A 17439-nucleotide genomic window follows, 5' to 3' on the forward strand; every position below is an offset into this window, starting at 1 on the left:
AGTGTGAAAGATTTGGAGATTGAGCCATGTTTACAGGCATTATTGAAAGTTTAGGTAAAGTAGAAAGCCTGCAAAGTGTAGGTGGCGATGTGCGTTTACGTATTCAAACTGATTTGGATATGTCGGATGTACATTTGGGTGACTCAATTGCAACCAATGGAATCTGTCTCACCGTCATTGAGTGGGGTGATAACTGGTATGCGGCTGATGTGTCTCGCGAAAGTTTAAACCGTACCACTTTAGGTAACTGGAAAGTTGGTCAGCGTGTCAATGTTGAAAAAGCGATGCTACCAACAACTCGTTTTGGTGGTCATATTGTAAGTGGTCACGTTGATGGTGTAGGTGAAATTACCGTAGTGCGTGAAGATGCTCGTTCCGTCTATTATGAAGTGACAGCACCTGTAGAACTTGCTAAATATTTAGCAGAGAAAGGCTCTGTAACTGTAGATGGTATTAGTTTAACCATTAACCATTTGCGCGGTAATATTTTAAGTTTGAATTTGATTCCGCATACCGCAGAACGTACCAACATTGGGACATGGCAAGTAGGTAGCAAAGTTAACCTTGAGGTCGATGTGTTAGCGCGTTATATCGAACGTTTATTACTAGGTGATAAAGCTGCTGAACAGAAAACTGAGTCAAATATTAGTATGGCTTTTTTAGCTGAAAATGGTTTTTTAAAATAAATTTTAAATCGCCAAAATAAAAAACCGGAACATATGTCCGGTTTTTTATTTTAAAAAATTAATGCTTGGTGAGAGTAACCGAATATGTGCCAACCCATGGTTTATTATGCTGGGTGCGTGTAATTGAAAATTGACCTTTTTCTGACGCTCGTGTCAGCAAAATAGAAAGTGAATTAAAGTCGTTATGACTCATATAAAGTTCTTGTGCTGAAAATGTCCATTGCTCACCCTGATTAAGCTGCTCAAGTTGCGTTGAAATCTGATGTGGAATGTCCATTTTTACTCTCTTTAATTTTGATAAATAACCATGCATTATTCTAATAATTATTTGAACTAAAAGAATATTATGCATGACTATTTTGTGACAATTAAATGTCATTTTCATGACAAAGAGCGTTTTTAAAATTTTACTTTTCTATTTTTTCATCAGAAAACTTAGAATTATTTAATATGTATTCAATTTCTTCTTGAGCTGCCGCCTCTAGTTTGGCACGGAAAGCCGTTACAGAATGTTCAATTAAGTTTTCAGCTTCAAGTTCTAAACGAATTCGTAAACTTTCAAGCTCCGATAAGATTTGATCATCGGTAATGCTAAGTTTTACACCAGAAGAATAGTCTACAGCAGGTGTTTCAGGGTTTTTTTGATAACGCGCAGTTTGTTCAGCAACTTCCTGTTCTAAATGAATACAGAAAGCTTGTAGAGCTTGGGTTTGTTCATCAAACTTACGAACTTCATCGGCTTGCAATTCAGCAGCATAGGCTGCTTCAACTGCACGCTTATCTGCAAGAGATTTTTCTAAAGCAAGCTGACGGCGAATGCGTGCTTGTTCGATTAACTCTGCTTTGAGGTCTGCATAAGCTTGTTCAATGTTTTTCTGCGACTCTAGTTGGGCTTTCTCGTCATTGAGTACCCAAAGTTGAATAGGCGTCTGAGGCTCTAATAAATCGCAAATACGTGCCAAATCCTGTTGATAGGCATGACGGACAGCTTCAGGCGCATTTAACCATCTTTTTTTAAAATCTTGCCCGACATTTAATGCCACCACAGTTCTCCTTTACTCAACAGTCTCAACATTTTAGCGCGTTATAATTTAAAGGTTCGAGGTTCTATACCCAAACGACGATACATTTTAAATTTTTCTCGGCCAATTTGCTTGGCTGCTTCATTATTTTCAACAATTTCTATAATGTGGCTAAAATGATTCACTTGTTCAAGTGCATGATTGTTAAAATTAAATGCCAACCAACCCTGTTCAGTAGGTTGTTTAGCCGAAATACACACTGCTGCGTCTGCCTGATCAATACCATGAGCAATGAAGCTGGTCGGATCAAAGCTCCAAAGTTTTTCATCAAGTGTTTGTTGTAGCTGCACATCTGTGCAGTACCACCAGATCTGTGAGTGCTTCAGTAGAATCTTTCGGCACAAACGGCAAGCACTATCGACTTGCCGTTCTTCACTCGTTTCAAACAAATAAAAGCTAACTTTAGCCATTCGTATTTACACGGTTGGCTAAGAATTGCATAAGTAACGGTACTGGACGACCAGTTGCACCTTTTGCTGCACCTGATAACCAAGCTGTACCGGCTACATCTAGGTGAGCCCAGCGATAATCACGTGTGAAACGTTCAAGGAAGCAGGCCGCTGTAATCGCACCGCCATGTGGACCACCAATGTTAGCGATATCTGCAAAAGGTGAGTCTAGTAGTTCTTGATAGTCATCAATCACTGGCATACGCCATACTCGGTCGAATGACTGCTCACCCGCTTGTTGAAGCTCAGTTGCTAAAGCATCGTCAGGAGAGAATAAGCCACTTAACACTTTACCTAGTGCAACTACACAGGCACCGGTTAAAGTTGCGATATCAATGACTACTGCCGGATTGAAGCGTTTGATATACGTTAACGTATCGCAAAGAACCAAACGGCCTTCTGCATCAGTATTTAAAATTTCAACCGTTTGACCACTCATGGTCGTTACGATATCGCCCGGACGAGTTGCTTTACCTGAAGGCATATTTTCTGCTGCAGCAATCGCGCCCACTACATGAATTGGAAGGCGTGCTTCACATAACGCGCGGATTGTACCAAGTACAGAAGCTGCACCACACATATCGAATTTCATTTCATCCATGCCAAGGCCTGGTTTTAAAGAAATACCACCTGTATCAAAAGTGACGCCTTTACCTACAAGTACCACAGGCGCTTGTTCAAGGTTTGCTTGGTATTCAAGAGTGACAATACGACCCGGACGTTCAGATCCTTTACTTACAGCGAGGAATGCATACATGCCTAAATCAGCCATTTGCTGCTCATTTAAGACAGTCACTTTAAGTAAGTCTGGGAATTCTGCAGCTAAAGCTAATGCCTGTTCAGCTAAATATTCAGGGAAACATATATTGCCAGGTCGGTTTCCTAAGTCACGAGCATAAGACTGACCAGATTGTACGGCATGCACCAAGGCAAGTTGGTTTTCATCAAGATTGGTTTGTGAACTAATTAAATCAACTTGTTGTAACACAAATTCATTTTTTTTCGATTTAAACTCATCATAACCATAAGCTGCTTGAGTTAAGCTTAATGCAAATAAATAATGGTATTCGACAGGTAACGCAGCAATATCAATTGCGATATGCTTAAATTTATTTTGTGTCGATTTGATAATGGTTTGTGCCAATTTTGCTAACTTAACTGCTTGAAGTTCAGCTGCTTTTCCTAAACCAAGTAATTGGGTATGAGCTTGATGAGTAAGCTGACCAAACAATGGCAACGTTTCGTTGAAGTTAGCTTTAAATTGAGTCGCTGTAAGAATATTTTCTATGTTATTGATTTGATATGTGTTGAGGTTGGTTTGTAGCTGTTCTGAATCAACTAAAACCCACAAAGATTCATTAGATGTTTGTTCAGGGAAAGTTGTATAAGTTGTAAATTTCATGGCTGCCGTGATTGCCTATAGAAAGTTATGTTGGATTAAAACATTGAAACACTTTCAAGCATAGCGTTGCAATGTGCGGTTTTATATTTTTAACATTCGGGTAAACTAGCGTTCGTCCCGTTTAGCCTTTTGGAAGTATTAATTTGATTATTCGGCGTTATCTCGTCAAGCAAGTTGTCTCTACCTCATTGGTGGTCATTGCATTATTGACCTTAATCATGATGGGTGGTCGTCTGATCAAATACTTTGGTGTGGCGGCGCAGGGGCGTTTAGATGCTAGTATTTTATTTAGCATCGTAGGATATCGTTTACCCGAATTCCTTACCCTTATTTTACCACTAGGTTTTTTTATTGGCTTAATGCTGGTGTTCGGTCGCTTATATGTTGACCATGAAATGGCTGTACTCAATGGTAGTGGAGTAAGTCGTCATCAGTTAGCACGCTTACTCATTCCAATGACACTGGTTTACATGGTTTGTCAGTCTGTGCTCATGTTGTGGATGACACCGTGGGGACTGCGTGAATTTGAGAAACTAACGACAACCCAAGCTGTACGGACGGGTTTTGATTTGGTTCGGCCAAGAGAGTTTATTTCTTCAGGGCCTTATACGATTTATGCAGGCTCACTGTCGGAAGACCGTAAAAACCTCAAGGATATTTTCTTTTATCAACGCGCTACTAAAGAAGATAAGCCAGATGTCATGATTTTGGCAAAAGAGGCAACACGTGTTGAGATGGCTAATGATACAGCCAATGTTGTCGATCTGGTTCAAGGTCGCCGTTATGAAATATATCCGGGACAACCGAAATATACGCAAGCAGAGTTCCAGTCTTATCGTCTGCGCTTAGAAAATGATAAGGATGTTAAGTTTGAAAGTAGTGATGTAGGAGCACTTCCAACCTCTAAACTATTGGATAAAAGTAATGATCCTGTCATTAGAAGTGAGTTGGGTTGGCGTTTATTTGGTCCGTTTACCATCATTGTTGCTCTCATGATGTCAGTTGCATTGTCTGAGGTAAATCCACGACAGGGTCGTTATTATCGTCTTATTCCATCTATTTTTATTTTCGCGAGTCTGATTGTACTTATGATTGCGATTAAGACTCGTATCAGTAGAGGAGAGCTGGACATTTGGGCTTATCCAGCAGCTTTATTGGTTTATGCAATTGCAGCTGCCTTATTTTCACGTAAACAGAAATTAGGGCCGAAAATCAAGAAACAGATCAAGCGGGTGAAATTATAATGTTAGCACGTCGAATAGTCGCCAAATATGTGACGAAAACCACTGCGCTTGCAATGTTTGGTACCACCATTGTTTTATCTGTTTTACAGGTCTTGTTTACTTATTTGGGTGAATTGGGTGAGTTAAAACCTGACTATAATGCGTGGCAAGCTTTCATCTATGTGTTATGGGGTGCCCCTCGCTATCTATATGAGATTTTACCTATTTCGGCCTTAATTGGGGCTGTGATTGGATTAGGGGCTTTAGCATCCAACAGCGAGCTGATTGTAATGCGGTCAGTTGGTATTAGCTTGTGGCGTATTGTAGGTTGGGTGATGCGCTCAGCTTTGCTCCTTATTGTTTTATCTTTTGCGCTCAGTGAGTGGGTTGTTCCTTATACAAATGAACAAGCACAAAGTGTCAAAAGTCACCGTTCAGCAGCAGCTTTAGGTGAGGTGAAAGGTTATTGGTCACGAGAAGGGCAGCGTTTTATCTATATTGACTATGCAAACTCGCAAGGAAATTTAAGAGACATTCAAGTTGTAGACTTTGACAAAGATTACCGTTTGCAATCTCTAATTAATGCAGAGCAAGGTAAGTTTATCAAAGATGGTCAATGGTCTTTACAGAAAGCTAGCCAGACCGACATTCTTACAGATGGTAATTCAATACAAAACAATCATGAACAGCAGTCTTTAGGATTGGCTTTACAACCTAAATACGTACACATGGTGACTTTAGATCCTGAAGACTTATCTCCAAGTCAGTTGGTTAGCTTCATGCGTTATATGGATGAATATAGCCAAGTCCCTAAAACTTACCAATTAGCTTTTTGGCAAAAAGTTGCCTCTCCATTTTCTCTCATTACCTTGGTGTTAGTCGCTTGTTCTTTTATTTTTGGGCCACTACGTCAACAGTCAATGGGTTTCAGATTGGTGATCGCACTCTTTATTGGTTTGGGTTTCTATTACTTACAAGATTTCTTGGGTTACGCAAGTTTGGTATACGCACCTTCACCTGCTTGGTTTGTACTTGTACCTATTGCTTTGTTATTCGGTGCAGGTAGTTATTTACTTTACCGCGCCCGTTAATTCAAAAGAATATGAATGGCTTTCTCAATGATAGGCATTGGTGAAAGCTATAGGAAAAATTAGAGTCTTCACCGAAAATTCGGTAAGATATTGCGATGAAATTGTAGACAAAAGAGAAATTGATTATGACGGATGCAACTGCTGGCAAGATCCCTCACGTTCTGGTCATTATGGATGGTGTTGGACACCGTGAAGCGATTGAAGATAATGCTTTTCTTGCAGCAAAAACCCCGAATTTAACTGCAATGAAAGCAAAGCATCCAAATAGTCTCATTTCTGGTTCTGGTGAAGATGTAGGTTTGCCTGATGGACAAATGGGTAACTCTGAAGTTGGCCATATGAACCTTGGTGCTGGCCGTGTGTTGTATCAAGATTTTACCCGTATTACTAAAGACATTCGTACTGGCGATTTTTTCAAACATGAAGTATTGATTGACGCTGTTGAAAAAGCCAAAGCTGCTGGTGGCGCAGTTCATATTATGGGCTTACTTTCTGAAGGTGGTGTTCATTCACACGAAGATCATATTGTGGCGATGTGTGAGCTTGCATTAAAACGTGGTGCAAAAGTTTATCTTCATGCATTCCTTGATGGTCGTGATACTCCTCCACGTAGTGCTCAACCTTCATTAGAAAAATTAGATGCTCTATTTGCTCAATATCCGGGTCAAGGTCGTATAGCAACTATGATTGGTCGCTACTTTGCTATGGACCGTGACAACCGTTGGGACCGTGTAGAACAGGCTTACCGTTTATTGACTGAAGGTGAAGCACTTCGTACTGCACAAACGGCAGTAGAAGGTTTAGAGCTTGCGTATGCTGCAAATGAAAATGACGAGTTTGTAAAAGCAACTCGTATTGGTGATGTGGCTAAAGTTCAAGATGGCGATAGCGTTGTTTTCATGAACTTCCGTGCTGACCGTGCTCGTGAAATTACTCGTGCGTTTGTTGAAAAAGACTTCGCTGGTTTTGAGCGTAAAGTTGTGCCGAACCTTTCTAAATTTGTCATGTTGACGCGTTATCAAGCCAGCATTGATGCGCCTGTGGCATATATGCCAGAAGCACTAAAGAACTCATTAGGTGAATATTTATCTTCACTTGGTAAAACGCAATTACGTATTGCTGAAACTGAAAAATATGCTCATGTGACGTTCTTCTTTAGTGGTGGCCGTGAAGATGAATATCCAGGTGAGAAGCGTATTCTCATTCCATCACCAAACGTTGCAACATATGACCTAAAGCCTGAAATGAGTGCTTATGAAGTAACTGATGAGCTCGTTAAGGCAATTAACTCAGGTGAGTACGATTTATTGGTTGTGAACTTTGCCAATGGTGATATGGTAGGGCATACAGGCGTATTTGATGCTGCGGTTAAAGCTGTTGAAGCGGTTGATACATGTTTAGGTCGTGTATACGAAGCTGTGATGGCTAAAAAAGGCCACATGCTGATTACTGCTGACCATGGCAATGTCGAGCAAATGCAGGACTATGAAAGTGGTCAGGTTCATACTCAACATACAACAGAGCTTGTACCATTTATTTATGTTGGTCCAACTCAAGCGACAATTGCAGAAGGTGGTGTACTTGCAGATGTTGCACCGACCATCCTTAATCTAATGCAGATTCCAGTTCCTGCTGAAATGCAAGGTCGTAATCTGATTACATTATCTGCATAAGCGATAGGTGACTAAATGCTGCAACACAAAATATATAAAGCTTTTTTGGGTAGTGTATTGATGTGTTGCAGCTACCTCGCTCTTGCTGCTCCTGTTGTAAAAGAAAAATTATCGCCGCAGCATGCTGATCCGGCAGAATCAGAAGAAAGTTATGCAGAAGTCCCTATTGAATCGATTCAGCAGTTTGTACAAATTTATGGGATTGTTCGGGATAACTATGTCGATGAAAAGTCGGACGATGCTTTATTTTTACAAGCAATTAAAGGATTAGTCAGCGGTTTAGATCGTTATTCACGCTATTTGTCTCCTGAAGAATACCGTCAACTCATTCAATATACCGAAGGTGATCTAGCCTCGGTTGATTTTGCATTAAGTCCAGAAGCACATATCCATAAATGGATGATTCGCGACCTTAAGACAGGTTCAGATTCATATAAACTAGGCTTAAGAAATGGCCAGACAATTCTAAAAATTGATAATCAAGAACTTAAGAACCTGACGCAAGATCAAATATCTGGTTTGCTGTATGGTTCAATAGGATCAACACTTCAAGTACAGACCGAGGAGTCAAATACTCCAATCAGTTTAGTTCGTAATAAAAAGATTGAAACTGACATCGAACCTGTCATGTTACACAATCAGGTATTGGTACTAAAAATTAGAGTGTTCCAGCAAGATACTGCTAATGAAATTAAGCGTTTGATTGAAGAAAATAGTTCTTCGCGTTTAAAAGCGGTATTAATTGATTTACGAAATAACCCAGGCGGGTTGCTATCTGCTGCTGTTGAGTCAGCCGATTTATTTTTAAATCATGGCATTATTGTTTCTACAAAAAGTCGTTCAGAAGGTAATCAGCAATTTCAGGCTTTACCGGGCAATGATTTTCAAAATATAAAGGTCGGTATTTTAATTAATCACCGATCTGCGTCAGCAGCAGAAGTTTTTACTGCTGCAATGAAAGAGCATCAGCGTGCTTGGGTTATTGGCGAAAAAAGTTATGGAAAAGGTGTTGTACAAAAGCTTTTCCCTCTGCCTAGTGGGGCAGCCTTGCAAATGACGGTCTCACATTACTACACACCAAATGGTAATATGATTGAAGGGCAAGGTATTCAACCTAATCAGACCTATCCCTTACCGCCAGAAATGAAAGAAGATGTTTATTTGGAGCGTGTTGCCGATTTACTTCTAAAAAGCAAGTAACCTTTATACTTCCTGTTCAGTCTCGGTGTCTAAGCCAAATTTTTTTAAACGATAACGTAAAGAACGAAACGTCATTCCTAGTTTTTTTGCTGCTAAAGTTCTGTTCCAATGGGTCATATTGAGTGCATTGAGCAGAATATCTTTTTCAATGTTCTCTAAATAACGCTCCAATCCTTCAGTTGGTAATTTTTTTACAACTTGAGGCGCTGTCACGTTATTTTGTATAGTCTGAGATACCAATGATACTGAGTTAGAAATATTTGCTCTTAATGGTGCTGGATGTAAGTGTGGTACATCAATTTGAGCATCATCACTTAGGGTGATTGCTCGCTCAATCATGTTTCTTAATTCACGAACATTGCCAGGAAAGTGTTGCTGTAAGAGATAAGTCTCGGCTGCATCGCTTAATTGTTTGGGTGGTGTTTCCCACTCCATACAAATTTTCTGAATAAAGTGATTTGCAAGTAAAAGGACATCTTCGCCACGTTCTCGTAGCGGTGGTAACATCAAATCCATAACATGGATACGGAAAAACAAATCCTGACGGAATTTGCCTTGTCTAACCAATAAATCCAAGTCTTGATGACTCGCACTAATGACACGGAAATCAACATCAATTTCCTGATCGGAACCGAGAGGACGGATCTTTTTTTCCTGTACCGCACGCAGTAGTTTGACTTGCATACTGAGTGGTAATTCGGCAATTTCATCTAAAAATAAACTACCGCCGTGAGCCGATAAAATCAGACCCTGTTTATCTTGAGTTGCCCCAGTAAAACTGCCTTTTTTATGTCCAAACAGCTCACTTTCCATGAGTTCAGTTGGAATGGCACCGCAGTTAATTGCAATAAAAGGACCTTCACTACGGTTACTTAACCGATGAACTAGGTTGGCAACTACTTCTTTACCTGTTCCTGACTCACCTGTAACAAATACAGGTGCTTGAGAGCGAGCAATTTTTTTAATTGCAATGCGTAATTGTTGAATAGGTAGAGAACGGCCGATTAATAATTTATTTTCTAGCGCTGCTTCTGCAAAGTCTTGATCTGTTTGTTGCCGATTGAGCGCCTTTTGCAATAACTGATCTAAATGGACTTGGTTAATAGGTTTATTCACAAAATCAAAAGCACCTGCTTTTAATGCAGCAATTGCAATATCCATATTGCCGTATGCAGTTAAAACTGCAATTGGGGTGTTGGGGTAGTTTTGAGAGACATGTTTGACTAAGTCTAACCCGCTACCATCAGGTAGATTTAAATCGGTTAAGCATGCGTCGTAATGAAACTGAGTGAAGAGTTGTTTGGCCTGTTCAACCCGATAAGCAAGATGTGTTTTAATCCCCATTCGTGCAAGTGTCATTTGCATTAAAAGGCACAAATCTTCTTCATCGTCTACAAGCAAAACCAGTGGTTGCTGTTCTGCCATTTCCCCAAAAACCTAATAAAAAAATCAATATATTATTGGGCACTCTATTCTGAAGCATGCCCCTTGTTTTTGCTCTACATAAGTGAGCTTTGCATGGTTTGCCTCACAGAAACTATGAGACAAGTATAATCCTAAACCAGTTCCATTAATTTCGGTACTAAAAAATGGTTTAAATAGTTGAGATATATCACGTTTTGAGACACCTTCGCCGTAATCGATCACATCAATATAAATTTTATTTGCTTGTGAATGAATATTGATCGTGACATTAGGTGAATCAGGTGCATTATGCCGTAAAGCATTTCGCACCAAATTGATCATAACTTGTCGTAATTGTTTTTCGTCAAATAAAAATTTTAGATAATTATCAGATATTTCGAGTCTGATAGAGTGCTTAACGTCTGATAAATCTTCTTCGAATAAACTTGTTATAAAATGACTTAAGTCAATCTGAATAGGATGAGTTCTTTCACTACGTGCAAGCCCCAAAGTATCTTGAACAATACTATCAATACGTTTGGCTTGTTTACCAATCATATGTCGCAAAGTATTTTGTTGTTCTGGATCGCTATCTTTAAGTAGCTCATTTGCTTGTACAATTGCAGCCAAAGGATTGCGGATTTCATGTGCAATACTTGCTGAAAGTTGTCCTAAAGCAGCAAGTTTGAGCTGTTGTGCTTGCTGATTAATTTGCTGAGCATCTTGTAAAATGAGCAGTGTCAGTGCTTGTTGTGGGACCAAAAGGTGCTGCACTTTAATATTAATGGAATAAGTCGATAGGCGAGACTCAAAAATAAATCGGTCACCTTCTTGTAAGTCACCAAACTTAAGAATCTCATATAAGTCGGTATGCCACTTGGCTAAAGGATATTTTTCGTTGGCAAATTGGGGTGGAATACCGAGCAGTGAGCAAGCAGCTGGATTGCTGAGCACAATATTGTAGTCTTCATCTAAGACTAAATAGCCTTCTTCAATTTGTTCTAAAATATAACGGTTAATATTTTGAAGTTGATAAAGCTCCACCGACTGGTGAAAGGTCAAAGCTTCAAGTAATTTAAAGCGCTGTACCGCAATTTGACCAATACCATGAACGACAAAAAATAAGAAAGCGAGTAGGGCACTATTCCCGATCGTGTTTAGATTGTTGTAGTCGAACAAACTACCCACGAAGCGTTGGTAAATAACTGCAATGATCGCAAGCAAGGTAATGATTAAAGACATTCTTGCGCTGAGCAAAATTGCCGAGGTAAAGATTGCAATTACATAAAGTAGACTAAGCTGTAAATTTGGTTCACCAACAGAAAAAGTCAGTAAACTCAAACAAATAACATCGACAATAAAAAATAAAGCAAGCTGACGTGTTGCCTGAGTTGCGATAAATTTAAAGCCTAACAATTGAACAAGACTGACAATTGAGTAGCCTAGCAGCGTATAAAAATATAAAGATGGTTGCTGCAAACTATTGTCGGCTTGAGCATTGGTTGAAACTAAAATAATAGTCAGGCTAACCGCAATAATAAGACGGTATAAACCATACCAAGTGCCCAAACGAAAAATCGTATGGGACAGGGATGAATTTAAAGGAGAGTGCATGTAAGTCTGATTATGGTTTAATCAGACCGTAGCGAATCGCAAGATGTGTAAGTTTTACATCGCTATCAATTGCTAACTTTTCAAAAATACGATAACGGTAAGTATTTACAGTTTTCACGCTCACAAAAAGTTTATCGGCAATTTCTTGTGCGCTAATGCAGTTGACAACCATCATGGCAACTTGCATTTCACGTTCCGATAACGAATCAAAAGGGGATTGTTGGGTGTCGGATAAATATGAGCTTGCTAGTTGTTCGGCAATATCAGCACTAAAATATTTACCACCTTGCATCACTTTATTAATTGCACGAACCATCTCGGCAATTGGTGCACCCTTGGTGATATAACCTTTTGCACCGGCTTTTAGCAATAAAGACGGGTAGGGTTCTTCGGCAAGGCCGCTCACAGCAATGACTTTCGTCTCTGGAGCTGTTTGTAATAAACGACGAGTTGTTTCTACGCCACCGATGCCCGGCATGTTGACATCAAGTAGTACGACTTGCGGATGTTGTTGGCGAACGATAGCAATTGCTTCTTCCCCAGATTCGGCTTGTCCAATTACCTCAACATCTGCATGATCTTCTAACATACGGCAAATACCCGTACGTACCAGTTCATGGTCATCGACAACTAAAACTGTAATCAAGAAGACCTCCTTTCTTTCAAAAAACAAGTTTTTTGTTACATAAAGCAAAATAAGCTTGCAATGGAATGACAAAATTAGCAATCCTATTCTTCTATAGTGAGCGAATAGTTGTGCACAATTGTGTCGGTAAACCTTTATACCTTATATCTCAAATGTAAGGCATAATGATAGTAAGCGCAAATGTGTGTCACCCTGAGTCGAGTATTGTGCCGTGAAAAATTCTAAAAAGTCTTTAATGCATGTGCTAAGCATGTCTATTTTGCTTAGTTTGAGTTCAACAAGCTTTGCAGAACTCGTCAATAACCCGTCCTCAGGGAGTACTGGTACTGCAAGTTTAAATTGGTCGGCAGCGGATGCTAGTCAACTTTTAAATGATGAAGATGATGAACCAACTCCGCAAGGTTCAACATCTGTAACTACAACTTTGCGTGGCAGTAATGCACCGAAAGTTATTAGCTCTACACCTAGAGTTGCTCCAATTCGTGATACCGGGGGGTTTAATGCCCAGCCGAGTGTAAGTGCACGTGCTGCACTTGTCATGGATGCGCAAACAGGTGAGGTTCTTTATAGTAAAAATACCAATGCATCGGTACCGATTGCGTCTATTACCAAATTAATGACAGCAGTTGTAACGGCAGATGCGCGTTTAAACATGTCAGAAGAAATTACACTTGAGCAAATTGATTTTGCTGGTGCAAATGGTAAAAACTCAAGCTCAACCTTACGTGTTGGCGACAAGATGAACCGTGCAGAAGTTCTTCTGTTTGCTCTAATGAAATCTGAAAACCCAGCAGCAGCAGCTTTAGCGCGTACTTATCCGGGTGGTCGTCCTGCATTCGTAGCAGCGATGAATGCTAAAGCACGTTCTTTGGGTATGAGTGCAACTCATTATTATGAATCAACTGGTTTAGACCCACGCAATGTTTCTTCTGCACGTGATTTAGGAATTTTGGCGAGTACAGCATCTCAGTATGGTTTAATCCGTCAATTCTCAACTACACCGACTTATGATTTTAACTTGGGTTATCGCGTGTTGAAATCTAACAATACCAATGCGCTAGTGCGTAATGGTGGTTGGAATATCAACTTGTCTAAAACTGGTTATATCAATGAAGCAGGTCGCTGTGTCGTGATGCATACCACTGTAAACTCACGTCCGGCAGTAATTGTATTGCTTGGTGAGCCAAGTACACAGGCGCGTAATAACGATGCAACTAACTTATTGGGTTGGTTGAGTAATTTGCCAAAACGTATTTAAGTTGAATATTTTAAAAACGCTTCTTTTAAGAAGCGTTTTTTATGGCTTTTAAAAAAGCATAAAAAAACGGCTGTATTAAACAGCCGTTTCTTATAAAAACTCAGATCTTACATATTAGATAAAATCGAATCTTTTACTTGGTCCATTGTTGCATCAATTGACAACATTACTGCATCAGCACATTGTTTGATTGCAGTGTCAGGATCTTTCAAGCCATTACCAGTTACTGTACATACGATGACAGAACCTTCAGCAATTTTACCTGCTTTAATGTCACGGATTGCACCGCCGATAGAAGCAGCAGATGCTGGTTCAACAAATACACCTTCATACATAGAAAGTAAGCGTTGAGCTTCTAAAATCTCACTGTCTTGAAGTTCATCAAACCAGCCTTTAGAGTCACGTACCACAGCTTTTGCATGGTTCCAGCTTTGTGGATTACCAATACGAATTGCAGTTGCAACAGTTTCAGGGCTTTCAACAGGAGCACCACGTAAGAATGGAGCTGCGCCAGAAGCTTGGTAACCTACCATTGTTGGTAAGCCTTCTGGTTTAGGGCCAGTGAATTGATCAGTCGCAGCATCGTAAACAACTTGTTCGAACTGATCAGCAGGTTGGTTTGCTACAGCTTCTGTATAACCCATCCAGTGAGCTGTGATGTTACCTGCGTTACCTACTGGCAAGCAGTGATAGTCAGGTGCACGGCCTAAAGCTTCAACGATTTCATAAGCAATGGTTTTTTGACCTTGCAAACGGTAAGGGTTGATTGAGTTTACAATCGTTACAGGTGCTTGATCAGCCACTTCTTTTACAAGACGCATACCATCATCGAAGTTACCACGAATTTGCATAGTGATCGCACCATACATCATCGCTTGCGCCATTTTACCCATCGCAATTTTGCCTTCCGGAATCAAAACAAATGCTTTGATACCAGCGCGAGCAGCGTATGCAGCAGCAGCAGCAGAAGTGTTACCAGTAGATGCACAGATAATCGCTTTAGAGCCTTCTTCAACCGCTTTGGTTACAGCCATGGTCATACCACGGTCTTTAAATGAACCAGTTGGGTTTAAACCCTCATATTTCACATAAATTTCAACATCTTTGCCAATAATACGTGGAATATTCTCAAGTTTAATGAGTGGGGTGTTGCCCTCACCCAAAGAGATAGCACGAGTAGTTGCCGAAACTGGCAAACGGTCACGATAACGATCTACAAGACCAGTATAACGATTGGCATTAGACATGATGGTGTTCCAATTAGAGGTGAAGCGGGAGAGGGAATCTTTCCCTCAACCTGATTAACTATCGAGCGATTCTAAACGAATTCTTACGATTTCGCCACGAATAGCAGGTAATGCTTGAATTTGCGCAAGAGCGTCATCCATTTTTGATTCAACGATTGGATCGGTCAAAATCACGATTGGAATAAGGTCTTTTAAGCGGGATTGTTGCATGATGGCATCAATGCTGATTCCAGCACGGCTTAAGATGGTCGTTACATCTGCAAGTACACCAGTCTGATCTTCAGCATTTAAGCGGATGTAATAACCTGTGGTCATTTCTTCACGGCTTAAAATTGGCATATTTGTTAATGCTTCAAAAGCAAGTTGAGGAATTGTACCTGCGCCATCTTCTGTATAAGAGATGTCACGAACAATATCAATCACATCGGCAACAACCGCAGAAGCTGTTGGGCCTGCACCAGCACCAGCGCCGTAGTACAGCGTTGGACCAACTGCATTTGCCTGAACTAAAACAGCATTTTTAACGCCGTTTACGTTTGCAATAAGCTGCTCATCTGGAATAAGTGTTGGGTGAACACGTAGCTCAATCCCTTTTTCAGCACGGCGTGCAATACCTAAATGCTTGATGCGGAAACCAAGCTCTTCGGCATATTTCACATCTTGCGCAGTGATTTTGCTGATACCTTCGGTATAGACTTTATCGAACTGAAGAGGAATACCAAACGCACAAGACGCTAAAATTGTAAGCTTGTGCGCAGCATCAATACCTTCAACGTCAAAAGTTGGGTCTGCTTCTGCATAGCCAAGTTCCTGAGCTTCTTTTAATACATCATCAAATGCACGACCTTTTTCACGCATTTCAGTCAGAATAAAGTTGCCTGTACCATTAATGATGCCTGCTAGCCATTCAATATGGTTTGCAGCAAGGCCTTCACGAATCACTTTAATAATTGGAATACCGCCAGCTACTGCTGCTTCATAAGCAATTTGCACAGCATTGTCTTCAGCTGCTTTAAATAGTTCATTGCCATGTTCAGCGAGTAAGGCTTTATTTGCAGTCACGACTTGTTTGCCGTGTTTAATCGCTTCCATGATGACTTCGTAAGCAGGGTGGATCCCACCCATCACTTCTACAACCACATCAACGTCTGGTTGACGAACGATGTCAAGTAAATCCGCGCTTTGTTTAATCCCTTCTAATTCAAGATCTGGACGAGGGCGGCGTGTTCCAACGTGGGTAATTTGAATTTCTCGACCGGTGCGACGTTTAATTTCAGCGGCATTTTCTTGTAGTAGTTTAAGGGCTCCTCCACCTACGGTTCCTAAACCGAGTATTGCCAGGCGAACTGGTTTCACGTCACACTCCATATCATCATTTAATCATTTAGTTGAAGCTAGATCATAGCTAAAAAAAACGCCAGACTCTAGCGCTTTTCATGCTTGTTCAATCAATTAGAGTGCGATGTTCGGAAAAGCTGATTAGATCAGTCTTTAAACATTGGTGGAAAAAGTATTAATTATTGAAAAAACAAAGCGCTGCAATATGAGCAGCGCTTTGTTGAAGAGATAGCTGATTAATCATTCATCAGCTTGGTGAATATTATTTATTCAATTTTTTAACCAATTCATCTGGTGTTAAGTAGCCACCCAAGTACTCGCCATCAACATTGTAGATTGCAGGAGTACCATTCACGCCCATGTTTAAACCAAGTTGATATTGTTCGCGGACAGGGTTTTTACATTGTGCAGGTGGAATACTAACGCCTTGTACAGCTTGGTTAAATGCAGCTTTACGGTCTGCACTACACCAAACGGCTTCCATAGTTGGCATAAATTGTTCACCACGTGGCCAAGCAATATAACGAACCTCAATGCCTTTTTCATTAATCTCGGCTAAATGCTCATGTAATTTGTGGCAATAAGGACAGCTTGCATCGGTAAACACATAAATCACATGTTTAGCCTTACCATCTTTCGCTGGGTAAACAATCAAATCTTCATTTTTTAAAGCAGCAAGATGCTTTTTATTTTCTGAAGCTTGCAGGTTATCACCAATATTATGCAGTTCTTTGCCACCTAAACGAATGACATCACCCTGAATCAGGTATTTACCATCACTGGTTGTATAAATTGATGTCATTCCTTCGAGATTTACCCAATATAAATTAGGAACTTCTGTCGGCTTGATATCTAAAATTTTGGCGTTGATATTTGCATTCTTAAATTGTTTTTGCAAAGTTTCAATTAAACGCTGTTTAGCATTACGTTCAATGATGGTTGACGCTTCCCCAGTAGCAGGTGCAGTCGCTGTGAGCGCATCTTCTTTTTGTGGTTTGTTTTCTTTAGAACAAGCACTGAACAGCAAGCTAGAAGCCAAAGCACAGGCAAGAAAAAGTTGAGATCGGGTAAAAGACATAGATAACCCTTATTTCATCAGTATTTATAGTCAGAAGCTGCTAAGCAT

16 protein-coding genes are annotated in these 17439 nt (G+C 40.2%); 6 read left to right on the plus strand and 10 right to left on the minus strand.

All coding sequences use genetic code 11. From position 1 onward, the window contains the following. The first annotated feature begins 26 nt into the window (after nt 1-26). Entirely contained in the window at nt 27-686 is a 660-nt protein-coding gene (locus ABFY81_RS18120) for a riboflavin synthase (RefSeq protein ID WP_004699272.1), read from the plus strand. Between the two features lie 58 nt (nt 687-744). Here ABFY81_RS18120 and ABFY81_RS18125 read toward each other — a convergent pair whose 3' ends face one another. From ABFY81_RS18125 to ABFY81_RS18140, 4 genes are all read right to left on the minus strand, one after another. Continuing rightward, nucleotides 745-963, minus strand: coding sequence for a hypothetical protein (locus tag ABFY81_RS18125; RefSeq protein WP_347914340.1), 219 nt, complete (start codon nt 961-963; stop codon nt 745-747). Between the two features lie 130 nt (nt 964-1093). Next, the gene (locus ABFY81_RS18130; RefSeq protein WP_077164310.1) at nt 1094-1732 is read right to left on the minus strand and encodes a hypothetical protein; all 639 of its coding nucleotides are present in this window, start codon (nt 1730-1732) and stop codon (nt 1094-1096) included. A 38-nt stretch (nt 1733-1770) separates the two neighbouring features. After that, complete coding sequence (locus ABFY81_RS18135; protein WP_004699269.1) at nt 1771-2178, minus strand: DNA polymerase III subunit chi; 408 nt, start codon at nt 2176-2178, stop codon at nt 1771-1773. Next, the gene (locus ABFY81_RS18140; protein ID WP_347914341.1) at nt 2171-3619 is read right to left on the minus strand and encodes a leucyl aminopeptidase; all 1449 of its coding nucleotides are present in this window, start codon (nt 3617-3619) and stop codon (nt 2171-2173) included. The genes ABFY81_RS18135 and ABFY81_RS18140 overlap by 8 nt, the downstream gene beginning before the upstream one ends. Nucleotides 3620-3762: 143 nt before the next feature. Between ABFY81_RS18140 and lptF the strand changes: the two genes are divergently transcribed. The 4 genes from lptF (at nt 3763) to ABFY81_RS18160 (ending at nt 8806) form a co-directional block, all read left to right on the plus strand. Beyond that, nucleotides 3763-4863: an LPS export ABC transporter permease LptF gene (lptF, locus tag ABFY81_RS18145; RefSeq protein WP_004699267.1), complete on the plus strand. Its 1101-nt coding sequence runs from the start codon at nt 3763-3765 to the stop codon at nt 4861-4863. Continuing rightward, entirely contained in the window at nt 4863-5933 is a 1071-nt protein-coding gene (lptG, locus tag ABFY81_RS18150) for an LPS export ABC transporter permease LptG (protein ID WP_039254238.1), read from the plus strand. Before lptF ends, lptG begins: the two co-directional genes overlap by 1 nt. Nucleotides 5934-6058: 125 nt before the next feature. Beyond that, nucleotides 6059-7606: a 2,3-bisphosphoglycerate-independent phosphoglycerate mutase gene (gene gpmI / locus ABFY81_RS18155; protein ID WP_107973115.1), complete on the plus strand. Its 1548-nt coding sequence runs from the start codon at nt 6059-6061 to the stop codon at nt 7604-7606. A gap of 15 nt (nt 7607-7621) precedes the next feature. Further along, complete coding sequence (locus ABFY81_RS18160) at nt 7622-8806, plus strand: S41 family peptidase (protein WP_347914342.1); 1185 nt, start codon at nt 7622-7624, stop codon at nt 8804-8806. Nucleotides 8807-8809: 3 nt separating this feature from the next. Here ABFY81_RS18160 and ABFY81_RS18165 read toward each other — a convergent pair whose 3' ends face one another. From ABFY81_RS18165 to ABFY81_RS18175, 3 genes are read right to left on the minus strand one after another with little or no spacing between them, the layout of a single operon-like run. Continuing rightward, the gene (locus tag ABFY81_RS18165) at nt 8810-10231 is read right to left on the minus strand and encodes a sigma-54 dependent transcriptional regulator (protein ID WP_347914343.1); all 1422 of its coding nucleotides are present in this window, start codon (nt 10229-10231) and stop codon (nt 8810-8812) included. A gap of 24 nt (nt 10232-10255) precedes the next feature. Further along, a complete protein-coding gene (locus tag ABFY81_RS18170) occupies nt 10256-11824 on the minus strand; it encodes a PAS domain-containing sensor histidine kinase (RefSeq protein ID WP_347914344.1) in 1569 nt (522 codons plus the stop codon). A gap of 10 nt (nt 11825-11834) precedes the next feature. Further along, nucleotides 11835-12470: a response regulator gene (locus ABFY81_RS18175; protein ID WP_019457005.1), complete on the minus strand. Its 636-nt coding sequence runs from the start codon at nt 12468-12470 to the stop codon at nt 11835-11837. 211 nt (nt 12471-12681) lie between these two features. On the opposite strand from ABFY81_RS18175, the gene pbpG reads away from it, so the two are divergent. Next, nucleotides 12682-13728, plus strand: a complete 1047-nt coding sequence (gene pbpG / locus ABFY81_RS18180; protein WP_134263468.1) for a D-alanyl-D-alanine endopeptidase PBP7/8 — start codon at nt 12682-12684, stop codon at nt 13726-13728. A 107-nt stretch (nt 13729-13835) separates the two neighbouring features. Here the strand turns inward: pbpG and thrC are convergent, their stop codons facing one another. From thrC to ABFY81_RS18195, 3 genes are all read right to left on the minus strand, one after another. Continuing rightward, nucleotides 13836-14975 (minus strand): threonine synthase, encoded by a 1140-nt coding sequence (gene thrC / locus ABFY81_RS18185; protein ID WP_019457006.1) that lies wholly within the window; start codon nt 14973-14975, stop codon nt 13836-13838. 54 nt (nt 14976-15029) lie between these two features. Next, nucleotides 15030-16331, minus strand: a complete 1302-nt coding sequence (locus tag ABFY81_RS18190) for a homoserine dehydrogenase (protein WP_039254228.1) — start codon at nt 16329-16331, stop codon at nt 15030-15032. A gap of 244 nt (nt 16332-16575) precedes the next feature. Beyond that, nucleotides 16576-17391, minus strand: coding sequence for a DsbC family protein (locus ABFY81_RS18195; RefSeq protein WP_086497165.1), 816 nt, complete (start codon nt 17389-17391; stop codon nt 16576-16578). Nucleotides 17392-17439 lie beyond the last annotated feature (48 nt).

The organism is Acinetobacter sp. WA-87, from assembly GCF_039938935.1.
GTDB classification, from domain to species: domain Bacteria; phylum Pseudomonadota; class Gammaproteobacteria; order Pseudomonadales; family Moraxellaceae; genus Acinetobacter; species Acinetobacter seifertii.